Source organism: Streptomyces sp. RG80 (assembly GCF_040446465.1).
GTDB lineage: Bacteria > Actinomycetota > Actinomycetes > Streptomycetales > Streptomycetaceae > Streptomyces.
Genome location: NZ_JBEAAJ010000002.1, coordinates 511,213 through 527,775, shown reverse-complemented (window position 1 = coordinate 527,775; position 16,563 = coordinate 511,213). Strand labels below are relative to the sequence as shown.

General features: G+C 71.3%; 16 protein-coding genes. 8 read left to right on the top strand and 8 right to left on the bottom strand.

Annotated features, from left to right (window positions below; genetic code table 11):
- Positions 1 to 14: 14 nt before the first annotated feature.
- Positions 15 to 818, top strand: a complete 804-nt coding sequence (locus tag ABKA17_RS08445) for a DUF427 domain-containing protein (RefSeq protein WP_353691265.1) — start codon at positions 15 to 17, stop codon at positions 816 to 818.
- Here ABKA17_RS08445 and ABKA17_RS08440 read toward each other — a convergent pair.
- From ABKA17_RS08440 to iolC, 5 genes are read right to left on the bottom strand one after another with little or no spacing between them, the layout of a single operon-like run.
- Positions 808 to 1,593: a GntR family transcriptional regulator gene (locus ABKA17_RS08440; RefSeq protein WP_353691264.1), complete on the bottom strand. Its 786-nt coding sequence runs from the start codon at positions 1,591 to 1,593 to the stop codon at positions 808 to 810. The two genes, ABKA17_RS08445 and ABKA17_RS08440, sit on opposite strands and share 11 nt — an antisense overlap.
- A 26-nt stretch (positions 1,594 to 1,619) precedes the next feature.
- Positions 1,620 to 3,497 carry a 3D-(3,5/4)-trihydroxycyclohexane-1,2-dione acylhydrolase (decyclizing) gene (gene iolD / locus ABKA17_RS08435; RefSeq protein ID WP_353691263.1) on the bottom strand — a complete coding sequence of 626 codons (1,878 nt, stop codon included), beginning with the start codon at positions 3,495 to 3,497 and terminating at the stop codon, positions 1,620 to 1,622.
- Complete coding sequence (gene iolB, locus ABKA17_RS08430) at positions 3,497 to 4,378, bottom strand: 5-deoxy-glucuronate isomerase (protein WP_353691262.1); 882 nt, start codon at positions 4,376 to 4,378, stop codon at positions 3,497 to 3,499. The genes iolD and iolB overlap by 1 nt, the downstream gene beginning before the upstream one ends.
- A 23-nt stretch (positions 4,379 to 4,401) precedes the next feature.
- Complete coding sequence (locus ABKA17_RS08425; protein WP_353691261.1) at positions 4,402 to 5,277, bottom strand: Cgl0159 family (beta/alpha)8-fold protein; 876 nt, start codon at positions 5,275 to 5,277, stop codon at positions 4,402 to 4,404.
- The gene (gene iolC, locus ABKA17_RS08420) at positions 5,274 to 6,251 is read right to left on the bottom strand and encodes a 5-dehydro-2-deoxygluconokinase (protein ID WP_353691260.1); all 978 of its coding nucleotides are present in this window, start codon (positions 6,249 to 6,251) and stop codon (positions 5,274 to 5,276) included. The genes ABKA17_RS08425 and iolC overlap by 4 nt, the downstream gene beginning before the upstream one ends.
- 273 nt (positions 6,252 to 6,524) lie before the next feature.
- On the opposite strand from iolC, the gene ABKA17_RS08415 reads away from it, so the two are divergent.
- The 6 genes from ABKA17_RS08415 (at position 6,525) to ABKA17_RS08390 (ending at position 12,413) form a co-directional block, all read left to right on the top strand.
- Positions 6,525 to 7,544: a sugar ABC transporter substrate-binding protein gene (locus tag ABKA17_RS08415; RefSeq protein ID WP_353691259.1), complete on the top strand. Its 1,020-nt coding sequence runs from the start codon at positions 6,525 to 6,527 to the stop codon at positions 7,542 to 7,544.
- Positions 7,544 to 8,620 carry an ABC transporter permease gene (locus ABKA17_RS08410; RefSeq protein ID WP_353691258.1) on the top strand — a complete coding sequence of 359 codons (1,077 nt, stop codon included), beginning with the start codon at positions 7,544 to 7,546 and terminating at the stop codon, positions 8,618 to 8,620. The genes ABKA17_RS08415 and ABKA17_RS08410 overlap by 1 nt, the downstream gene beginning before the upstream one ends.
- A 5-nt stretch (positions 8,621 to 8,625) precedes the next feature.
- Positions 8,626 to 9,540 (top strand): ATP-binding cassette domain-containing protein, encoded by a 915-nt coding sequence (locus tag ABKA17_RS08405; protein WP_353691257.1) that lies wholly within the window; start codon positions 8,626 to 8,628, stop codon positions 9,538 to 9,540.
- Positions 9,537 to 10,436 (top strand): sugar phosphate isomerase/epimerase family protein, encoded by a 900-nt coding sequence (locus tag ABKA17_RS08400; protein WP_353691256.1) that lies wholly within the window; start codon positions 9,537 to 9,539, stop codon positions 10,434 to 10,436. Before ABKA17_RS08405 ends, ABKA17_RS08400 begins: the two co-directional genes overlap by 4 nt.
- 78 nt (positions 10,437 to 10,514) lie before the next feature.
- Positions 10,515 to 11,531: a Gfo/Idh/MocA family protein gene (locus tag ABKA17_RS08395; protein WP_353691255.1), complete on the top strand. Its 1,017-nt coding sequence runs from the start codon at positions 10,515 to 10,517 to the stop codon at positions 11,529 to 11,531.
- A 57-nt stretch (positions 11,532 to 11,588) separates the two neighbouring features.
- On the top strand, positions 11,589 to 12,413 hold the full coding sequence (locus tag ABKA17_RS08390; protein ID WP_353691254.1) for a PhzF family phenazine biosynthesis protein: 825 nt from the start codon (positions 11,589 to 11,591) through the stop codon (positions 12,411 to 12,413).
- On the opposite strand, the gene ABKA17_RS08385 is transcribed toward ABKA17_RS08390, so the two are convergent.
- On the bottom strand, positions 12,385 to 12,837 hold the full coding sequence (locus tag ABKA17_RS08385) for a GNAT family N-acetyltransferase (RefSeq protein WP_353691253.1): 453 nt from the start codon (positions 12,835 to 12,837) through the stop codon (positions 12,385 to 12,387). The two genes, ABKA17_RS08390 and ABKA17_RS08385, sit on opposite strands and share 29 nt — an antisense overlap.
- Before the next feature lie 82 nt (positions 12,838 to 12,919).
- On the opposite strand from ABKA17_RS08385, the gene ABKA17_RS08380 reads away from it, so the two are divergent.
- Positions 12,920 to 14,584: a hypothetical protein gene (locus ABKA17_RS08380; RefSeq protein WP_353691252.1), complete on the top strand. Its 1,665-nt coding sequence runs from the start codon at positions 12,920 to 12,922 to the stop codon at positions 14,582 to 14,584.
- Here the strand turns inward: ABKA17_RS08380 and ABKA17_RS08375 are convergent.
- Positions 14,536 to 15,555 (bottom strand): Gfo/Idh/MocA family protein, encoded by a 1,020-nt coding sequence (locus ABKA17_RS08375; RefSeq protein WP_353691251.1) that lies wholly within the window; start codon positions 15,553 to 15,555, stop codon positions 14,536 to 14,538. The two genes, ABKA17_RS08380 and ABKA17_RS08375, sit on opposite strands and share 49 nt — an antisense overlap.
- Complete coding sequence (locus tag ABKA17_RS08370) at positions 15,552 to 16,556, bottom strand: Gfo/Idh/MocA family protein (RefSeq protein ID WP_353691250.1); 1,005 nt, start codon at positions 16,554 to 16,556, stop codon at positions 15,552 to 15,554. Before ABKA17_RS08370 ends, ABKA17_RS08375 begins: the two co-directional genes overlap by 4 nt.
- Positions 16,557 to 16,563: the final 7 nt, after the last annotated feature.

The window sequence follows — 16,563 nt, the reverse complement described above, 5'->3', positions numbered from 1 at the left end:
GAAGGAGCCCGGTCATGACCGTACATCCGTTCGCGCAGTCCATCCGCAGCACGCCCGAAGGCCTCCTCTGGGAGCCCGGCGGCCGCTGGGTACGCGGCTACAAGGGCGACGTCGCCGTCGTCGACAGCCGCCGCCCGGTCCTCGTCTGGGAACCCGGCGTACCCGTCCCGCTGTACGCGTTCCCGCGCGACGACGTCCGCACGGACCTCCTGCGCCCGGCCAAGAACCCGCGCACGGGCGCCCACAACGGATCGCAGGTCTTCTACGACCTCGAGGTCGACGGCGAGCTCGTGGAGAACGCCGCCTGGACCTTCCCCGCCGACGACCTCGCCGGGCACATCGCCTTCGAGTGGTTCCGGCACTGGGACAGCGGCCTCGACCACTGGTACGAGGAGGAGGAAGAGATCTTCATCCACCCCCGCGACCCGCACAAACGGGTGGACGCCCTGCCCAGCAGCCGACACGTGGTCGTCGAGATCGCCGGCCGGGTGGTCGCCGACACCCGGCGCCCGGTGCTGCTCTTCGAGACCTCGCTCCCGACGCGCTACTACATCCCCCGCGAGGACGTCCGCCTCGACCTGTTCGTGCCGACCGACCACCACACCGGCTGCCCGTACAAGGGCACCGCCGAGTACTGGACCTGGCGCGGCGACGAGGACGTCCCCCGCAACATCGTGTGGAGCTACCCCGACCCCCTGCCCCCGGCGGCCCCGGTCAAGGGCCTCCTCGCCTTCTACAACGAGGCCGTCGACCTCACCGTGGACGGCGAACGCCTGGAGCGGCCCGTCACCCCCTTCACCGCGGGCCTCAGGACCTGACCAGCAGCTGGAAGTCGAACGCGTACCGGGACGCGCGATAGATGTGCGTCCCGTACTCGACCGGCCGGCCCGTGTCGTCGTACGCCGTGCGCTGCATCGTCAGCAGCGCCGCGCCGGGCGGCTCGTCCAGGCGCGCCGCCTCCTCGGCGGTGGCGCAGCGGGCGCCGATGGTCTGGCGGGCGCTGTGCAGGGTGATGCCCGCCGTGCGCATCAGGCGGTACAGGCCCGTCGACTCCAGCCGGGCGGAGTCGAGTTCGAGGAGGGTCGCGGGCAGGTAGTTGCACAGGATCGCGACGGGCTGGCCGTGCGTGGCGCGCAGCCGTTCCAGCACGATCACGTCAGCGCCCTCCGCGACACCCAGCGCGGCGGCCACGTCGGCGGAGGCGGGGACGTGCTCGTTGCGCACGACCTCGGTGGTCGGGCCCTGTCCGGCCGCCTCCAGGTCGTCGTAGAGACTGCTCAGTTCCAGGCCGCGCTTGACCTGGCTGTGCACCACCTGGGTGCCGACCCCGCGCCGCCGGACGAGCAGGCCCTTGTCGACGAGGGACTGGATCGCCTGGCGGACGGTCGGCCGGGACAGGCCGAGGCGTACGGACAGGTCTATCTCGTTGCCCAGGAGGTTCCCCGGGGCGAGCACCCCGTGCTCGATCGCCGCCTCCAGCTGCTGGGCCAGCTGGTAGTAGAGCGGCACCGGACTGCCCCGGTCCAGGGCGAAGTCCAGGGCATCGAGTGCGGGGGCGGTTGCGGCACGTGCGGAGCCGCCGGTCTTCGCCATGGGACGCACCTCCCTCTGCTGTCGGTTCACAGGTGGCGGCGGCGGTCGGCGACCTGGCGGTCGTACTCCTCGCGGGCGGTCGATGCCGCCTCGCGGGAGGCGACCTCGGCGACCGGCACGTCCCACCACGCCTCGGTCGGGGGAGCGGCCGGATTGACGGTGTCCGTCTCGACGTACACGCAGGTCGGCCGGTCGGAGGCGCGGGCCGCGGCCAGGGCCTCGCGCAGTTCGCGCACCGTCTTGGCGCGCAGTACGTCCATCCCGAGGCTGCCCGCGTTGGCGGCGAGGTCCACGGGGAGCGGGGCGCCGGAGAAGGTGCCGTCGGCGGCCCGGTAGCGGTAGGCGGTGCCGAAGCGCTCGCCGCCGACCGTCTCGGAGAGGCCGCCGATGGAGGCGTAGCCGTGGTTCTGGATGAGGACCAGGTTGATCGGCAGGCCCTCCTGGACGGCCGTGACGATCTCGGTGGGCATCATCAGATAGGTGCCGTCGCCGACCAGGGCCCACACGGGCGTGTCGGGGCCGGCCTGCTGGACGCCGATGGCGGCCGGGATCTCGTAGCCCATGCAGGAGTAGCCGTACTCCAGGTGGTACTGGCGGGGGCCGCGGGCCCGCCACAGCTTGTGCAGGTCGCCGGGGAGGGAACCCGCCGCGTTGATCACCACGTCGTCCTCGCCGACGACCGCGTCGAGGGCGCCGAGGAGCTGGGTCTGGGTCGGGACGGCGTTCTCGTCGGCGGCGCTGAAAGCCGCGTCCACCACCCGCTCCCAGCGCTCCTTGCCGGTGCGGTACTCGGCCTCGTAAGCCGAGCTCACACGGTGGCCGGACAGTTCACGCGTCAATGCCTCGAGCCCTGCCCGGGCGTCGCACACCAGCGTCCGCGCCGCGAGCTTGTGGGCGTCGAAGCCGGTGATGTTGAGGTTGAGGAACCGGACGTCGGGCTTGCGGAAGAGCGTGCCGGAGGCGGTGGTGAAGTCCGTGTACCGCGTCCCCACCCCGATCACCAGGTCCGCGGTGCGGGCGAGGTCGTCGCTGACAGCCGTGCCGGTGTGACCGATGCCGCCGAGGTCGGCGGGGTGGTCGTGGCGCAGCGAGCCCTTGCCCGCCTGCGTGGAGGCGACCGGGATGCCGGTGGCGTCCACGAGTGCCTTCAGTGCCTCCTCGGCCTTGCTGTGGTGGATGCCGCCGCCCGCGACGATCAGGGGGCGCTCGGCGGCCCGGATCGCCGCGACCGCCGCCGCCAGCTCGACGGGGTCGGGGGCGGGACGCCGTACCCGCCACACCCGCTCGGCGAAGAACTCCTCCGGCCAGTCGTACGCCTCCGCCTGCACGTCCTGGGGGAGGGCGAGGGTGACCGCGCCGGTCTCGGCGGGGTCGGCGAGGATCCGCATGGCGTTGAGCGCGGACGGGATCAGGGCTTCGGGGCGGGTGACGCGGTCGAAGTACCGGGAGACCGGGCGCAGGGTGTCGTTCACCGACACGTCCGCCTCCGTCGGGTGCTCCAGCTGCTGGAGGAGCGGGTCGGCGGCGCGGGTGGCGAAGTAGTCGCCGGGCAGGAGGAGGACCGGGATGCGGTTGATCGTCGCCAGGGCGGCGCCCGTGACCAGGTTCGTGGCGCCGGGGCCGATGGACGTCGTCACGGCCTGCGCGGAGAGCCGGTCGAGGTGGCGGGCGTGGCCGACCGCCGCGTGCACCATGGACTGCTCGTTGCGGCCCTGGTGGAACGGCATCACGTTCTCGCCGGCCTCCAGCAGCGCCTGCCCGAGTCCCGCCACGTTGCCGTGGCCGAAGATGCCCCAGGTCCCGGCGATCAGCCGGTGCCGTACGCCGTCCCGCTCGGTGTACTGGACGGACAGGAACCGCACCAGGGCTTGGGCGACGGTCAGGCGGCGGGTGGGCGTGCTCATCAGGACTTCTCCGGTGCCGTGTAGAGGGGGAGGCGGGGGTCGACGGGCCGGCCGGGCCAGGTGTCGCGGATCCCGGCGTGATCGGGGTGGTCGCAGATCAGCCAGGCGCGTTCGGCCTCGGGGCCCGCCATGACGTTCAGGTAGTACATGTGGTGGCCGGGCACGGCCATGGACGGCCCGTGCCAGCCGTCCGGGATCAACACGACGTCCCCGCCGCGCACTTCGGCCAGGACGTCGGTGTTGCGGCCCCGGCCGGAGGGTGAGACCCGTTGATAGCCGCAGCCGTTGGAGCCGTCGATCTCGAAGTAGTAGATCTCTTCGAGAACCGACTCCTCGCCCGGCCGGTGCTCGTCGTGCTTGTGTGGAGGGAAGGACGACCAGTTGCCGCCGGGGGTGAGCACCTCGACGGCGATGAGCTTGTCGCACTCGAACCGGCCCGCCGCCCCGAAGTTGTTGACCTGGCGGGAGCAGTTGCCGCTGCCGCGCAGCTCCACCGACACGTCCGAGGCCGGTCCGTAGCGGGCGGGCAGCCGTCTGGTGCAGCGCGCCCCGGTGAGCGCGAACCGTCCGCCGCCGGTCGTCGAGACCGTCGTACGGGAATCGCGCGGGACGTACGCGAAGTCGCTGACGCCGGTGAACACGCTGTCGCGGCCGTGGAGTCGGAAGGTGTCACCGCCGAACTCGTCGGCCGTCGTGACCGTGCAGCCGCCGGTCAGCGGCAGGACGATCCACTCGCTCTCGCCGGTGTCGAAGGTGTGGGCGCCGCCCGGCCGCAGCTCCAGGACGCGAAGGCTCGAGTAGCCCCAGCCGGCCGACTCGGGGGACACGTCGACGGCATAGGGGCCGCCCAGGGCCTTTCCCGCGGGGAGGTGATACGTCATCGGTGCCTCCGTGTCCTTCCCTGTCACAGCAGTCCGACGGCCGTGTCGACCGCCGTCTCCACACTGCCCTCGGCCGGGTAGAGCAGCGACCGGCCCACGACCATGCCCTGGACCGTGGGCAGCCTGAGGGCCTTGCGCCAGCGCTCGTAGGCGGCCTCCTGGTCGTCGACCTCGCCGCCGAGCAGTACCGCGGGGAGGGTGGAGGTCTCCAGCACCTGCGCCATGTCGTCGGGGTCGTGGGTGACGGGCAGCTTCAGCCAGGTGTAGGCCGAGGTGCCGCCGAGGCCCGAGGCGATGGCGATCGACCTGGTGACGGCCTCGGGGGAGAGGTCGTTGACGACCCTGCCGCCGGTCCGGCGGGAGATGAACGGCTCGACGAACAGCGGGAGTCGGTGCGCGGCCATGTCGTCGATCGCGCGGGCGGTGGACTCCAGGGTGGTCAGTGAGCCCGGGTCGGCGTAGTCGATGCGCAGCAGCAGTTTGCCCGCGTCGAAGCGGAGCCGGGCGAGATCCCGGGCGCGGTGGCCGGTGAAGCGGTCGTCCAGCTCGAAGGCGGCGCCCGCGAGGCCGCCGCGGTTCATCGAGCCCATGACGACCTTGTTCTCCAGCACACCGAGCAGGAGCAGGTCCTCGAGGATGTCGGCGGTGCCCAGCACCCCGTCCACGCCCGGCCGGGACAGCGCGACACAGAGGCGTTCCAGCAGGTCGGCGCGGTCGGCCATGGCCAGCTTCCGGTCGCCCACGCCCAGGGCGCCGCGGGCCGGGTGGTCCGCGGCGACGATCATCAGGCGGCCGCTGTCGCCGATCAGGGGGCGCCGGACGCGCCGGGCGGCCGCCTCGGTGACGGCCTCCGGGTGCCGGGCCCGGACCGAGGCGAGGTCGCGGATGCCGATGCTCACGACGCGACTCCGCTCAGCAGACCCTCGACCTCGGCCGTCGTCGGCATCGCGGTGGAGCAGGGCAGCCGGGCGGCGACGTGCGCGCCGGCCGCGTTGGCGTACCGCATGATCCGCTCCAACTCCCAGCCGGACAGCAGTCCGTGGCAGAGCGCGCCGCCGAACGCGTCGCCCGCGCCGAGGCCGTTGACCACCTCGACGGGGACCGGCGGGACCTCGGCGGTCGTGCCGTCGCGGTGCAGGGCCAGCACACCCTTGGGGCCCTGTTTGACGACCGCGAGTTCAACTCCCGCTTCCAGCAAGGCCTCCGCACAGGCGCGGGGCTCGCGCACGCCGGTGGCGATCTCGCACTCGTCGAGGTTGCCGACGGCGACCGTGGCGTGCCGCAGGGCTTCGGCGTAGTAGGGGCGGGCCTCCTCCGGGTCGCTCCAGGCCGTGTCGTTCCACAGAGCCGGCCGCCAGTCCAGGTCGAAGACGGTGGTACCCGCCTTGGCGCGGGCCTTGAGCGCGGCGAGGGTGGCCGAACGGCTCGGCTCCTCGCTCAGACCGGTGCCGGTGATCCAGAAGATACGGGCCGCGCGGATGGCGAAGTAGTCCAGCTCCTCGGTGTGAATCTCCAGGTCAGGAGCTTTCGGCCGACGGTAGAAGTACAGCGGGAAGTCGTCGGGAGGGAAGATCTCACAGAACGTGACCGGCGTCGGGTAGGCGGCCACCGGGGTCACCCAGCGGTCGTCGACGCCGAACTCCCTGAGCGCCGTGTGGAGATAGGCCCCGAAGGGGTCGTCGCCGGTGCGGGTGATCACGGCGGCGGTGCGGCCCAGCCGGGCAGCCGCCACCGAAACATTGGCCGCCGAACCACCCAGAAACTTTCCGAACTTCTGCACATCGCTCAGTGGCACGCCAGACTGGAGTGGGTAAAGATCAACTCCTATGCGGCCGATCGTGATCAAGTCGAAGGGCTGGGATGAATCGGCCATGTGTGACGCTCCTCGAGTCCCAGGGGGCCTGTCGCCTCCCAGGTGTAGGCCTCGAAGGGTGAACCTGTCAATGGTTTGTACTTACATTCGGACCTGATTGTGAAATGATGTCTTAACAAAGTATTGACAGTGGGACCGCCAAGGGATTGGATCCCGTCCCAGTACAACCCGCGTATTTGCGGCACGCGACCCGGACATGCCAAGATCCCGGGCCTCGGATCCCCGAGATCTCTCTCCCTTTCCCCCCGTGAAGCACAGTGAGGTGCAGGAAAGATGGACCGCTCTTCTCACTCCCGTTCCCGTCGATTCGCCCCTGTTGTGGCGATCGCCGCGGCGGCTGCCCTGACCCTCGCCGGCTGCTCCAGCAGCTCCGGGGGCAAGAAGTCCGAGGAGAGCGCGGACGGCGCCTCCGCGGGCAAGGCGAGTACTCCGCGCATGACGATCGCCCTGGTCACGCACCAGTCGGCCGGTGACACGTTCTGGGACATCGTCCGCAAGGGCGCCACGGCCGCGGCCGCCAAGGACAACGTCAAGCTGGTCTACTCGGCCGACCCGAGTGCGGCCAAGCAGGCCGGCCTCATCCAGAACGCCATCGACCAGAAGGTCGACGGCATCGCCGTCACCCTCGCCAAGCCGGACGCCCTCAAGGACGTCATAGCCAAGGCGAAGGAGGCCGGGATCCCCGTGGTCGGCCTCAACTCCGGTGTGAGCGAGTGGCAGAAGCTCGGTCTGATGGAGTTCTTCGGTCAGGACGAGACCGTCGCCGGTGAGGCGCTCGGCAAGCGACTGAACGAGGCCGGCGCCAAGAACGCCGTCTGTGTCGTCCAGGAGCAGGGCAACATCGGCCTGACCCAGCGCTGCGACGGCGTCGACAAGACCTTCGACGGCAAGCTCCAGACGCTCAACGTCAACGGCACCGACATGCCGTCCGTGCAGTCGACGATCACCGCCAAGCTCAGCCAGGACAAGTCGATCGACTACGTCGTCACCCTCGGCGCCCCCTTCGCGCTGACCGCGGTGCAGTCGGTGTCGGACGCGGGCAGCAAGGCCAAGATCGCCACCTTCGACCTCAACAAGGACCTGACGGGCGCCATCAGCAAGGGCACCATCGAGTTCGCGGTGGACCAGCAGCCCTACCTCCAGGGCTACCTGGCGATCGACTCGCTGTGGCTGTACAAGAACAACGGCAACTACATGGGCGGCGGTGAGCAGCCGGTGCTGACCGGCCCGGCCTTCGTCGACAAGTCCAACGTCGACAAGGTCGCCGAGTTCGCCTCGAAGGGCACCCGGTGATGGGTATGACCCAGCACGCCGAGCCGGCGGTGACCACACCGCCGGCCCCCGGCCGGAAGGAAACCGACGGCCGGACCGCTCAACGGCCCCTGGCCCTGCGCCTGTTGGCCCGCCCCGACGTCGGTGTCTTCCTGGGCGCCATGGCGGTGTGGGTGTTCTTCCTCGTCGCCGCCCCGCCGGTGCGCGACGGCAGCTCGATGGCGAACATCCTCTACCAGTCGTCGACCATCGGGATCATGGCCCTCCCGGTCGCGCTGCTGATGATCGGCGGCGAGTTCGACCTCTCCTCCGGCGTCGCGGTCATCACCTCGGCGCTCACCGCGAGCATGCTCGCCTACCAGCTCACGCTGAACGTGTGGGCGGGTGTGATCGCCGCCCTCCTGGTGTCGCTGGCGATCGGCTTCCTCAACGGCTGGCTGGTGGTCAAGACCGGTCTGCCCAGCTTCCTGATCACCCTCGGTACCTTCCTGATCCTCCAGGGCGTCAACCTGGCGGTCACCAAGCTGGTCACCGGGAACGTCGCCACCGACGACATCAGCACCATGGACGGCTTCTCCCAGGCGAAGAAGGTGTTCGCCTCGTCCTTCGAGGTCGGCGGCGTCCAGATCAAGATCACCATCGTGTACTGGCTGGTCTTCGCCGCGCTGGCGACCTGGGTCCTGCTCCGCACCAAGTACGGCAACTGGATCTTCGCGGTCGGCGGCAACCAGGACTCCGCCCGCGCGGTCGGTGTCCCCGTGACCTTCACGAAGATCTCCCTGTTCATGCTGGTCGGCTTCGGCGCCTGGTTCGTCGGCATGCACAACCTGTTCTCCTTCAACACCGTGCAGTCCGGCGAGGGCGTGGGCCAGGAGCTCATCTACATCTCCGCGGCCGTCATCGGCGGCTGTCTGCTCACCGGCGGCGCCGGCTCCGCGATCGGCCCGGTCTTCGGCGCGTTCATGTTCGGCATGGTGCAGCAGGGCATCGTCTACGCCGGCTGGAACCCGGACTGGTTCAAGGCCTTCCTCGGCGTGATGCTGCTCGGCGCCGTCCTGATCAATCTGTGGGTCAGCCGCACGGCGACCCGGAGGTGACCGCAATGACATCCACCAACGAAGCCGGCACCCACGGTGCCGTCCTCGCCGACGACGCCCCCGCCACCGACGGGGCGATCGTCGAACTCCGCAACGCAGGCAAGGCGTACGGCAATATCCGGGCCCTGCACGGCGTGGACCTGAAGGTCTTCCCCAGCCAGGTCACCTGTGTGCTCGGCGACAACGGCGCCGGCAAGTCGACCCTGATCAAAATCATCTCCGGGCTGCACCAGCACACCGAGGGCGAGTTCCTCGTCGACGGCGCCCCGGTCCGCTTCACCACCCCCCGAGAAGCCCTCGACAAGGGCATCGCCACCGTCTACCAGGACCTCGCCGTCGTCCCGCTGATGCCGGTGTGGCGCAACTTCTTCCTCGGCTCCGAGCTCACCAAGGGCCCCTGGCCGATCCGCCGCCTGGACATCGAGCAGATGAAGAAGACGGCCGACGAAGAGCTCCGCAACATGGGCATCGTCCTGGACGACCTCGAACAGCCCATCGGGACGCTGTCGGGCGGCCAGCGCCAGTGCGTGGCCATCGCCCGCGCCGTCTATTTCGGTGCCCGGGTGCTGATCCTGGACGAGCCGACCGCCGCGCTCGGCGTCAAGCAGTCCGGCGTGGTGCTGAAGTACATCGCCGCCGCCCGCGACCGCGGCCTGGGCGTCATCTTCATCACCCACAACCCCCACCACGCCTACATGGTCGGCGACCACTTCAGCGTGCTGCGCCTGGGCACCATGGAACTCAACGCCGCCCGCGACGAGGTCAGCCTCGAAGAACTCACCAACCACATGGCCGGCGGCTCCGAACTCGCCGCCCTCAAGCACGAGTTGTCCCAGGTCCGCGGCGTCGACGTCGAAGAACTCCCGGAGGCACAGGACCTCAAGGCGCCGGTCGCGACGACCAAGGAAGACGCGTCGTGACCGCCCTGGACCGCATCCGGGTCGGCTCCGCCCCCGACTCCTGGGGCGTCTGGTTCCCGGACGACCCCCAGCAGGTCCCCTGGGAACGCTTCCTGGACGAGGTCGCCGAAGCGGGCTACCCCTGGATCGAGTTGGGCCCCTACGGCTACCTCCCCACCGACCCGGCCCGCCTCACGGACGAGGTGACCCGGCGGAACCTGAAGGTGTCGGCCGGCACCGTCTTCACCGGCCTGCACCGCGGACCCTCGGTGTGGGAGTCGACCTGGGAGCACGTCAGCCAGGTCGCCGCCCTCACCCAGGCGATGGGTGCCCGGCACCTCGTCGTCATCCCCTCCTTCTGGCGGGACGACAAGACCGCCGAGATCCTGGAGCCCCCGGAGCTGACCCACGAGCAGTGGGCGTACCTCACCAAGGGCATGGAGCGGCTCGGCCACGAGGTGAAGGAGGCGTACGGCCTCGACATCGTCGTGCACCCGCACGCCGACACCCACATCGACACCGAGGACCACGTCGAGCGGTTCCTCGACTCCACCGACTCCGAGTTGGTCAACCTCTGCCTGGACACCGGCCACTACGCCTACTGCGGCGGCGACAGCGTCAAGCTGATCGAGACGTACGGCGAACGCATCGGCTACCTCCACCTCAAGCAGGTCGACCCGGCGATCCTCGCCGACGTCGTGGCGAACGAGGTGCCGTTCGGTCCGGCGGTGCAGCGCGGAGTGATGTGCGAACCGCCGTCCGGCGTACCGGAGTTGGAGCCGGTGCTGGTCGCGGCGCAGAGGCTCGGCGTGGAGCTGTTCGCCATCGTCGAGCAGGACATGTACCCGTGCGAACCGGACAAGCCGCTGCCGATCGCCGTACGCACCCGCAAGTTCCTGCGGTCCTGCGGAGCCTGACCCTCCGCACCCGCGCGTTCCTGCGAAGCCTGTTCCAGCGAGCCTGAGCCTGATTCTGCGGAGTCCGAGAGGACGGTCATGAGCCGGCGTGCACCGCTCCAAGTCGCGGTCATCGGTACGGGAAAGATGGGCGCCGACCATGTGCGCCGGATCGAAGAGGTCATCAGCGGGGCGCGGGTGAGCGCCGTCGTGGACGTCGACGCGGAGCGGGCCAAGGCCGTCGCGGCCCGCGTCGACGGCTGCACCGCGTACACCGACATGGCGACGGCGCTCGCGGCGCCCGACGTCGACGCCGTACTGATCGCCTCGTCGGGCCCGGCGCACGAGGCGGCGCTGCTCGCCGCCCTGGAGCGCGATCTGCCGGTCCTGTGCGAGAAGCCGCTCACCCCGGACTCGGCATCCGCGCTGCGGGTGCTGGAGGCCGAGCGAAAGCTCGGGCACCGCCGGGTCCAGGTCGGCTTCATGCGGCGCTACGACGCCGAGTACATGAAGCTCAAGTCCCTTCTGGAGACAGGCCAGTTGGGGCGGCCGCTGATGCTGCACAACCGGCATCGCAACGCGGCCAGTCCGCCCTTCTTCACCAGCGAGATGCTCGTCAGTGACTCGGTGGCGCACGAGACGGACGTGACCCGCTGGCTGCTCGGCCAGGAGATCACCGCCGTCACCGTGCTGCGGCCGACCCCGACGGCGAGCGCCCCGGAGGGCCTCCAGGACCCGCAGTTCGTGGTCTTCGAGACGGACGGCGGCGCGGTCGTCGACGTCGAGATCTTCGTCAACTGCGGCTTCGGCTACCAGGTCCAGGCCGAGGTGGTCTGCGAACGCGGCACCGCCCGCATCGGCGACGGCCACGCCATGGTCACCAACATGGCGGGGCGCTGGGGCGGCACCATCGCCCAGGACTTCATCGACCGCTTCGCCGACGCCTACGACCGTGAGCTCCAGAGCTGGGTCGACGCGTCGCGTCGGGGCGAGGTCACCGGGCCGAGCACCTGGGACGGGTACGCGGCGGCAGCCGTGTGCGAGGCGGGCGTACGGGCCCTGCGGGACGGCGGCCGGGTCGAGGTCGAGCTGGTGGAGCGACCGTCGCTGTACTGATCCACTTCTTTCCGACTGGACCAGCCGGGCGGAGACCGGCGTCATTAGAGTCCGGCCATGTTCCCCCTCCACGTGGTCGACGCCTTCACCGATCGCCCCTTCGCCGGAAACCCGGCGGGCGTGTGTCTGCTGCCCGCCGGGGACTGGCCCGACGACGTCTGGATGCGTCAGATGGCCGCCGAACTGGCCCACTCCGAGACGGCGTTCGCCCTGCCACTGCCCGCCGGGGCCGAGGCCGACTGGGCCATCCGCTGGTTCACCCCGAAGGTCGAGGCCAAGCTGTGCGGCCACGCCACCCTGGCCACCGCACACGTCCTGCGCACCACACGCGGGCTGCGCGGCGAGCTCCGGTTCCGCAGCCGGCTGCACGGCACCCTCGTCGCGCACCTCGACGGCGACGGCATCACCCTCGACTTCCCCGCCGCGCCCGCCACCGGGATCCCGGCGCCGCCCGGCCTGTCCACGGCCCTGGGCACCGAGCCCGAGGCGACCTACCGCACCCGCGGCCTCGGCGACCTGCTGGCCGTCCTGCCTGACGAGGGCGCCGTCCGGACGGTGAACCCCGACCTGGCCGCCCTGGCCGCGCTGACGGTCCGCGAGGGGCTGCGCGCCGTCATCGTCACGGCCGCGGCGGACGGTCCGGGAGGGCCGTACGACTTCGTCTCCCGCTTCTTCGCCCCCGCCAACGGCATCCCCGAGGACCCGGTCACCGGCAGCGCGCACACCGGTCTCGCGCCCTACTGGGCCGCACGCCTGGGGCGGGATCGGCTGGTCGGTCTCCAGGCGTCCGCGCGGACGGGCCTGGTCCGCACCGAGGTGCGCGGCGACCGGGTCCGACTGACCGGCGGCGCGGTCACGGTGTGGCGGGGAGAGCTCGTGTGAAGACGACCATCGGCATCCCGGGCCCGTTGTAGTCCTCCTCGACCCGCGCCTCGAAGCCCAGGCCGCGGTGGAAGGCGACAGAACCCTCGTTGGCGACGGAGGTGATCGCCTTCAGCCGGACGGCACCCTGCGCACGGGCCGCCGCGGTGAAGGCGGCGTACAGGTCGCGGCCGAGGCCGGTGCCACGGGCGTCGTCGCGGGTGGCGATCAGATGCACGTACCCCGTGCCGTCGGGTGTCACGAAGCCGATGAGATAGCCGCGGATGCCGTCCTCGGCACGGGCGACCAGACACGTCGAGCCGAACTCCTGGACCAGGGCGAGGAGATGGAGCGAACGCAGGTCGCGGTCGCCCCAGTAGCGGGAGTGGTTTGCCAATACCTGGTGGATGTCGGCGACTTGGGCGGGGACGATGTGTACGGCCATGGGCCGATCATGGCAGGCGTGGCGGAGGCGGCGCGGCTTCGGCCGGCGCTCGGCACACGGGAAACAGGGGGAAGGGGCGCGTATGTGGGTTCTGCTGCCGGTCTTCCGTGGCCTGGCCCGCCTGGCGCCGGGCATCGGCGGTCCGCTGCTCGGTGCCGTCCTGCTGCGGTGCGCCGCCCCCGGCTGGGTGCTGGTGCGGCCACGGCCGTCCGAGCGCCGGCTGTCCTGGGCACAGGAGGCGGTCGCCCTGTACCGCGCGCGCCCGGGCGCCCCGGACCGGCTGGCGCGTGCCCTGGCCCTGCACGCGCAGACGCTGACCCTGGTGGACCGGTACGAGGAGGCGTGCGTGGCGGTGGACGCCGCGACCACCGTGCCCGGAGCCCGGCTGTCGCCGGCGCAGGCCGCGCATCTGCGGTTCGTCCGGGCCCAGTCGCTCCTGGAGTGCGGCCGGACCGAGGAGGCGCTGGAGGAGGCCCGGCAGTGCGTCGAGGCGTACCGTCGAGCCCCGGCTCCGGCCCGCCGGGACCGCGCCCTGGGCTCCCTGCCGGGCGCCCTGCGCACCTACGCGCTGGTGCTCGGGGTGCTCGGGCACACGGAACAGTCCGTGCTCGTGTACGAGGAGTGCGCCGCCCTGCTGCGGTCGATGTCGCTGCGGCAAGTCAGCCGGGTACTGCTCGTCATGCCGCGCGTGTTCGTGGAACTGGTCGGCGGCCTGACGGATCTCGGGCGGTACGAGGAGGCCCTGGCGCTCGCTCCCGAGGCGCGGGAGTCCGTGGGGGGAGCGGCCGCCTTCTCTTTCCCGGAGATCGTGCGCCCCCTGCGCGTACGCCTGCTCGTGGACCTCGCCCGCTGTCACAGCGCCAGGGGAGACCGGGACGCGGCCCGTGCCACGGCCGAGGCGGCGGTGGCCGAGGCGCGGACCCCGGCGGGAGCGGCATGGCTGACTGTCGCGCTGGAGTGTCTGTCCGAGAGGCTCTCCGAAGCGGACGCGCACGACGAGGAAGTGAGCACCCTCCAGGAACTGGCCGACCTGTACGCCGACCGGTCGCAGGAGGGCGATCCACTGCTCGCGAAGACGCTGGACGACCTCGCCCGCTGCCATCGGCGGGCCGGCGATAACACGGAGGCGGTCGTGGTGACGCGGCGCAGTGTGGCCGCATACCGGCGCGCCGCGGCCCGTGACCCCGCCTACGAGCCGGAACTGGCCCGTGTCCTCGCCAACTTGAGTATCCGTCAGGAAGGCGCGTCGGACGCCGAGTCGGCCGTGACGAGCGCCCGCGAGGCCGTCACGCTCACCAGAAGGCTGGCCGAGTCCGACTGGCGGACCCACGGCCCGCTCACCGCCCGCCGGCTCCACGTCCTCGGCCAGGCGCTCCGGTCCACCGGCGACCTCACCGCGACCGTGGCCTGCTACGAGGAGGCCGAGGCCGTCCTGCTGGACCACGACGACCTTCCGGGCGTCGAGGCCCAACTGGCGACCATCCGGGACGTGCTCGCCGACGCCCTGCTCGCCAGGGTCGTCACCGGTGACCTCGACTCGACACTCGCCGACCTGCGCTCCCTGACCGACCTCGCCGACCGAGCGGACACCCAGTACGTCCACGCCAGGTGCTTCAGGGCCTTCGACCTGGTCCGGTCCGACGAGGTGACGCGTGCCTGGGAGAGCGCCACGGGGGAGCCGTACCCCGGGGGCACCTACTACTTCAGGACCGACCGCGGCCGCGGCTCGAACCCCGCCGAACGGTAACTCGCGTCGATCAGCTCCATCGTCGCCACCGCGTCGTCCGCGTCCAGCGGCAGCGGCGTACCCTCCCGCACCCGGGCCGCGAACGCCTCCAGCTGGTAGGTGTACGACGACCGGGTGCCGAGCCGCTCGGTCCGCTCGCCCTCGCTCGTGCGCACCACGACCCGGTCGTCCAGATGCGGCAGCACGAAGTTCGGCGCGCTCACCTCACCGCGGCTGCCGGTGATCCGGATGCTCATGTCCAGCCCGTCGTAGGCCATGTGGCAGCGCGCGGACCCGGTGGCGCCGCCCGGGAACTCCAGGTCGGCGTCCAGCCACTCGTCGACGCCCGGCGCGCCCGCGCGCTCCCCGCCCCGTGCGGAGACCAGCCGCGGCGCGCCGCCCGCGAACGGGGCGAGCCGGCGCAGCGCGTGCAGGCTGTAGCAGCCCAGGTCCATCACGGCGCCGCCGGCCAGCGGCGGCGACCAGCGGGGGTCGGTGTCCGGCGGGGAGCCGATCGCGACCAGCGCCTCCACCCGCTCCAGGTCCCCGATCTCGCCGCTCGCCAGGATCTCGTGCAGGCGCCGGGTGACCGGGTGGAAGAGGTAGTGGAAGGCCTCCATGAAGACCGTCCCGGACTTGGCCGCCGCGTCCCGTACCTCGGCGGCCTCCTCGGCGTTGCTCGCCGACGGCTTCTCGCTCAGGACGTGCTTGCCGGCCGCGAGGGCGGCGAGGTTCCACGGGCCGTGCAGGCCGTTGGGGAGCGGGTTGTAGACGACGTCGACCTCGGGGTCGGCGAGCAGGTCGGCGTAGGAGTCCACGACCCGCTCCACGCCGTGCTCGCTCGCGAACGCCTCGGCGCGGGACCGGTCGCGGGCGGCCACCGCGACCAGGCGGTGGCCGGTGATCCGGGCCGGGTCGACGAGGGAGCTGCTGGTGATGCGCGCGGCTCCCAGTACTCCGATACGCAGGTGTTCCCGGCCCGGCTCGCTCATGCCTGCCGTACCTCCTCGATGGTGACGGGGCGGTGCTCGTTGAGGGACAGTGTGCACGCCTCGGCGATCCAGCCCGCCTCCAGGGCGTCCTCGACCGTGCAGGGGGAGGTGCGGGTGCCCGCGACGACCTCGGTGAACGCGGTGAGTTCGGCGCGGTAGGCCTCGGTGAACCGGTCCATGAAGAAGTCGTGCGGAGTGCCGGCCGGGAACGTGACCCCGGGCTCGACCGAGCGCAGCGGCAGCTTGTCCTCCAGGCCCACCGCGATGGAGTCCGTGAAGCCGTGGATCTCCATGCGGACGTCGTAACCCCGGGCGTTGTGGCGGGAGTTGGAGATCACCGCGATCGTGCCGTCGTCGAGGGTGAGGAGGGCGCCGGTGGTGTCGGCGTCGCCCGCCGCCTTGATGTAGTCGGCACCCCGGTTGCCGCCGACGGCGTACACCTCGACGGCCTCGCGGCCGGTCACCCAGCGGATGATGTCGAAGTCGTGCACCGAGCAGTCCCGGAAGATGCCACCGGAGGCGGCGACGTACGCGGCCGGCGGCGGCGCCGGGTCCAGGGTGGTGGACCGTACGGTGTGCAGCTTGCCGAGCTCACCGGACTGGACGGCGGCCCGCGCTGCGACGAAACCGGCGTCGAAGCGGCGGTTGTAGCCGATCTGGATCGGCACGTCCGTGCCCTGGATCGCCTTGAGCACCTCCACGCCCTCGCTCATGTGCTTGGCGACGGGCTTCTCGCAGAAGACCGGGATGCCGGCCTCGACACCGGCCCGGATGAGCGCCGGGTGGGCGTCGGTCGCGGCCGCCACGACGATGCCGTCCACACCGGCGGCCAGCAGGGCCTCCGGCGAGTCCACGACCTCGCCGCCGAACTTCTCCGCGGCGGCCTTGGCGGCGTCCGCGAACGGGTCGGTGAGCACGAGCGACTCGACGACGTCGAGTCCGGACAGGGTCTCGGCGTGGAAGGCGCCGATACGGCCGAGGCCGAGAATGCCAATACGCATGAGGGGG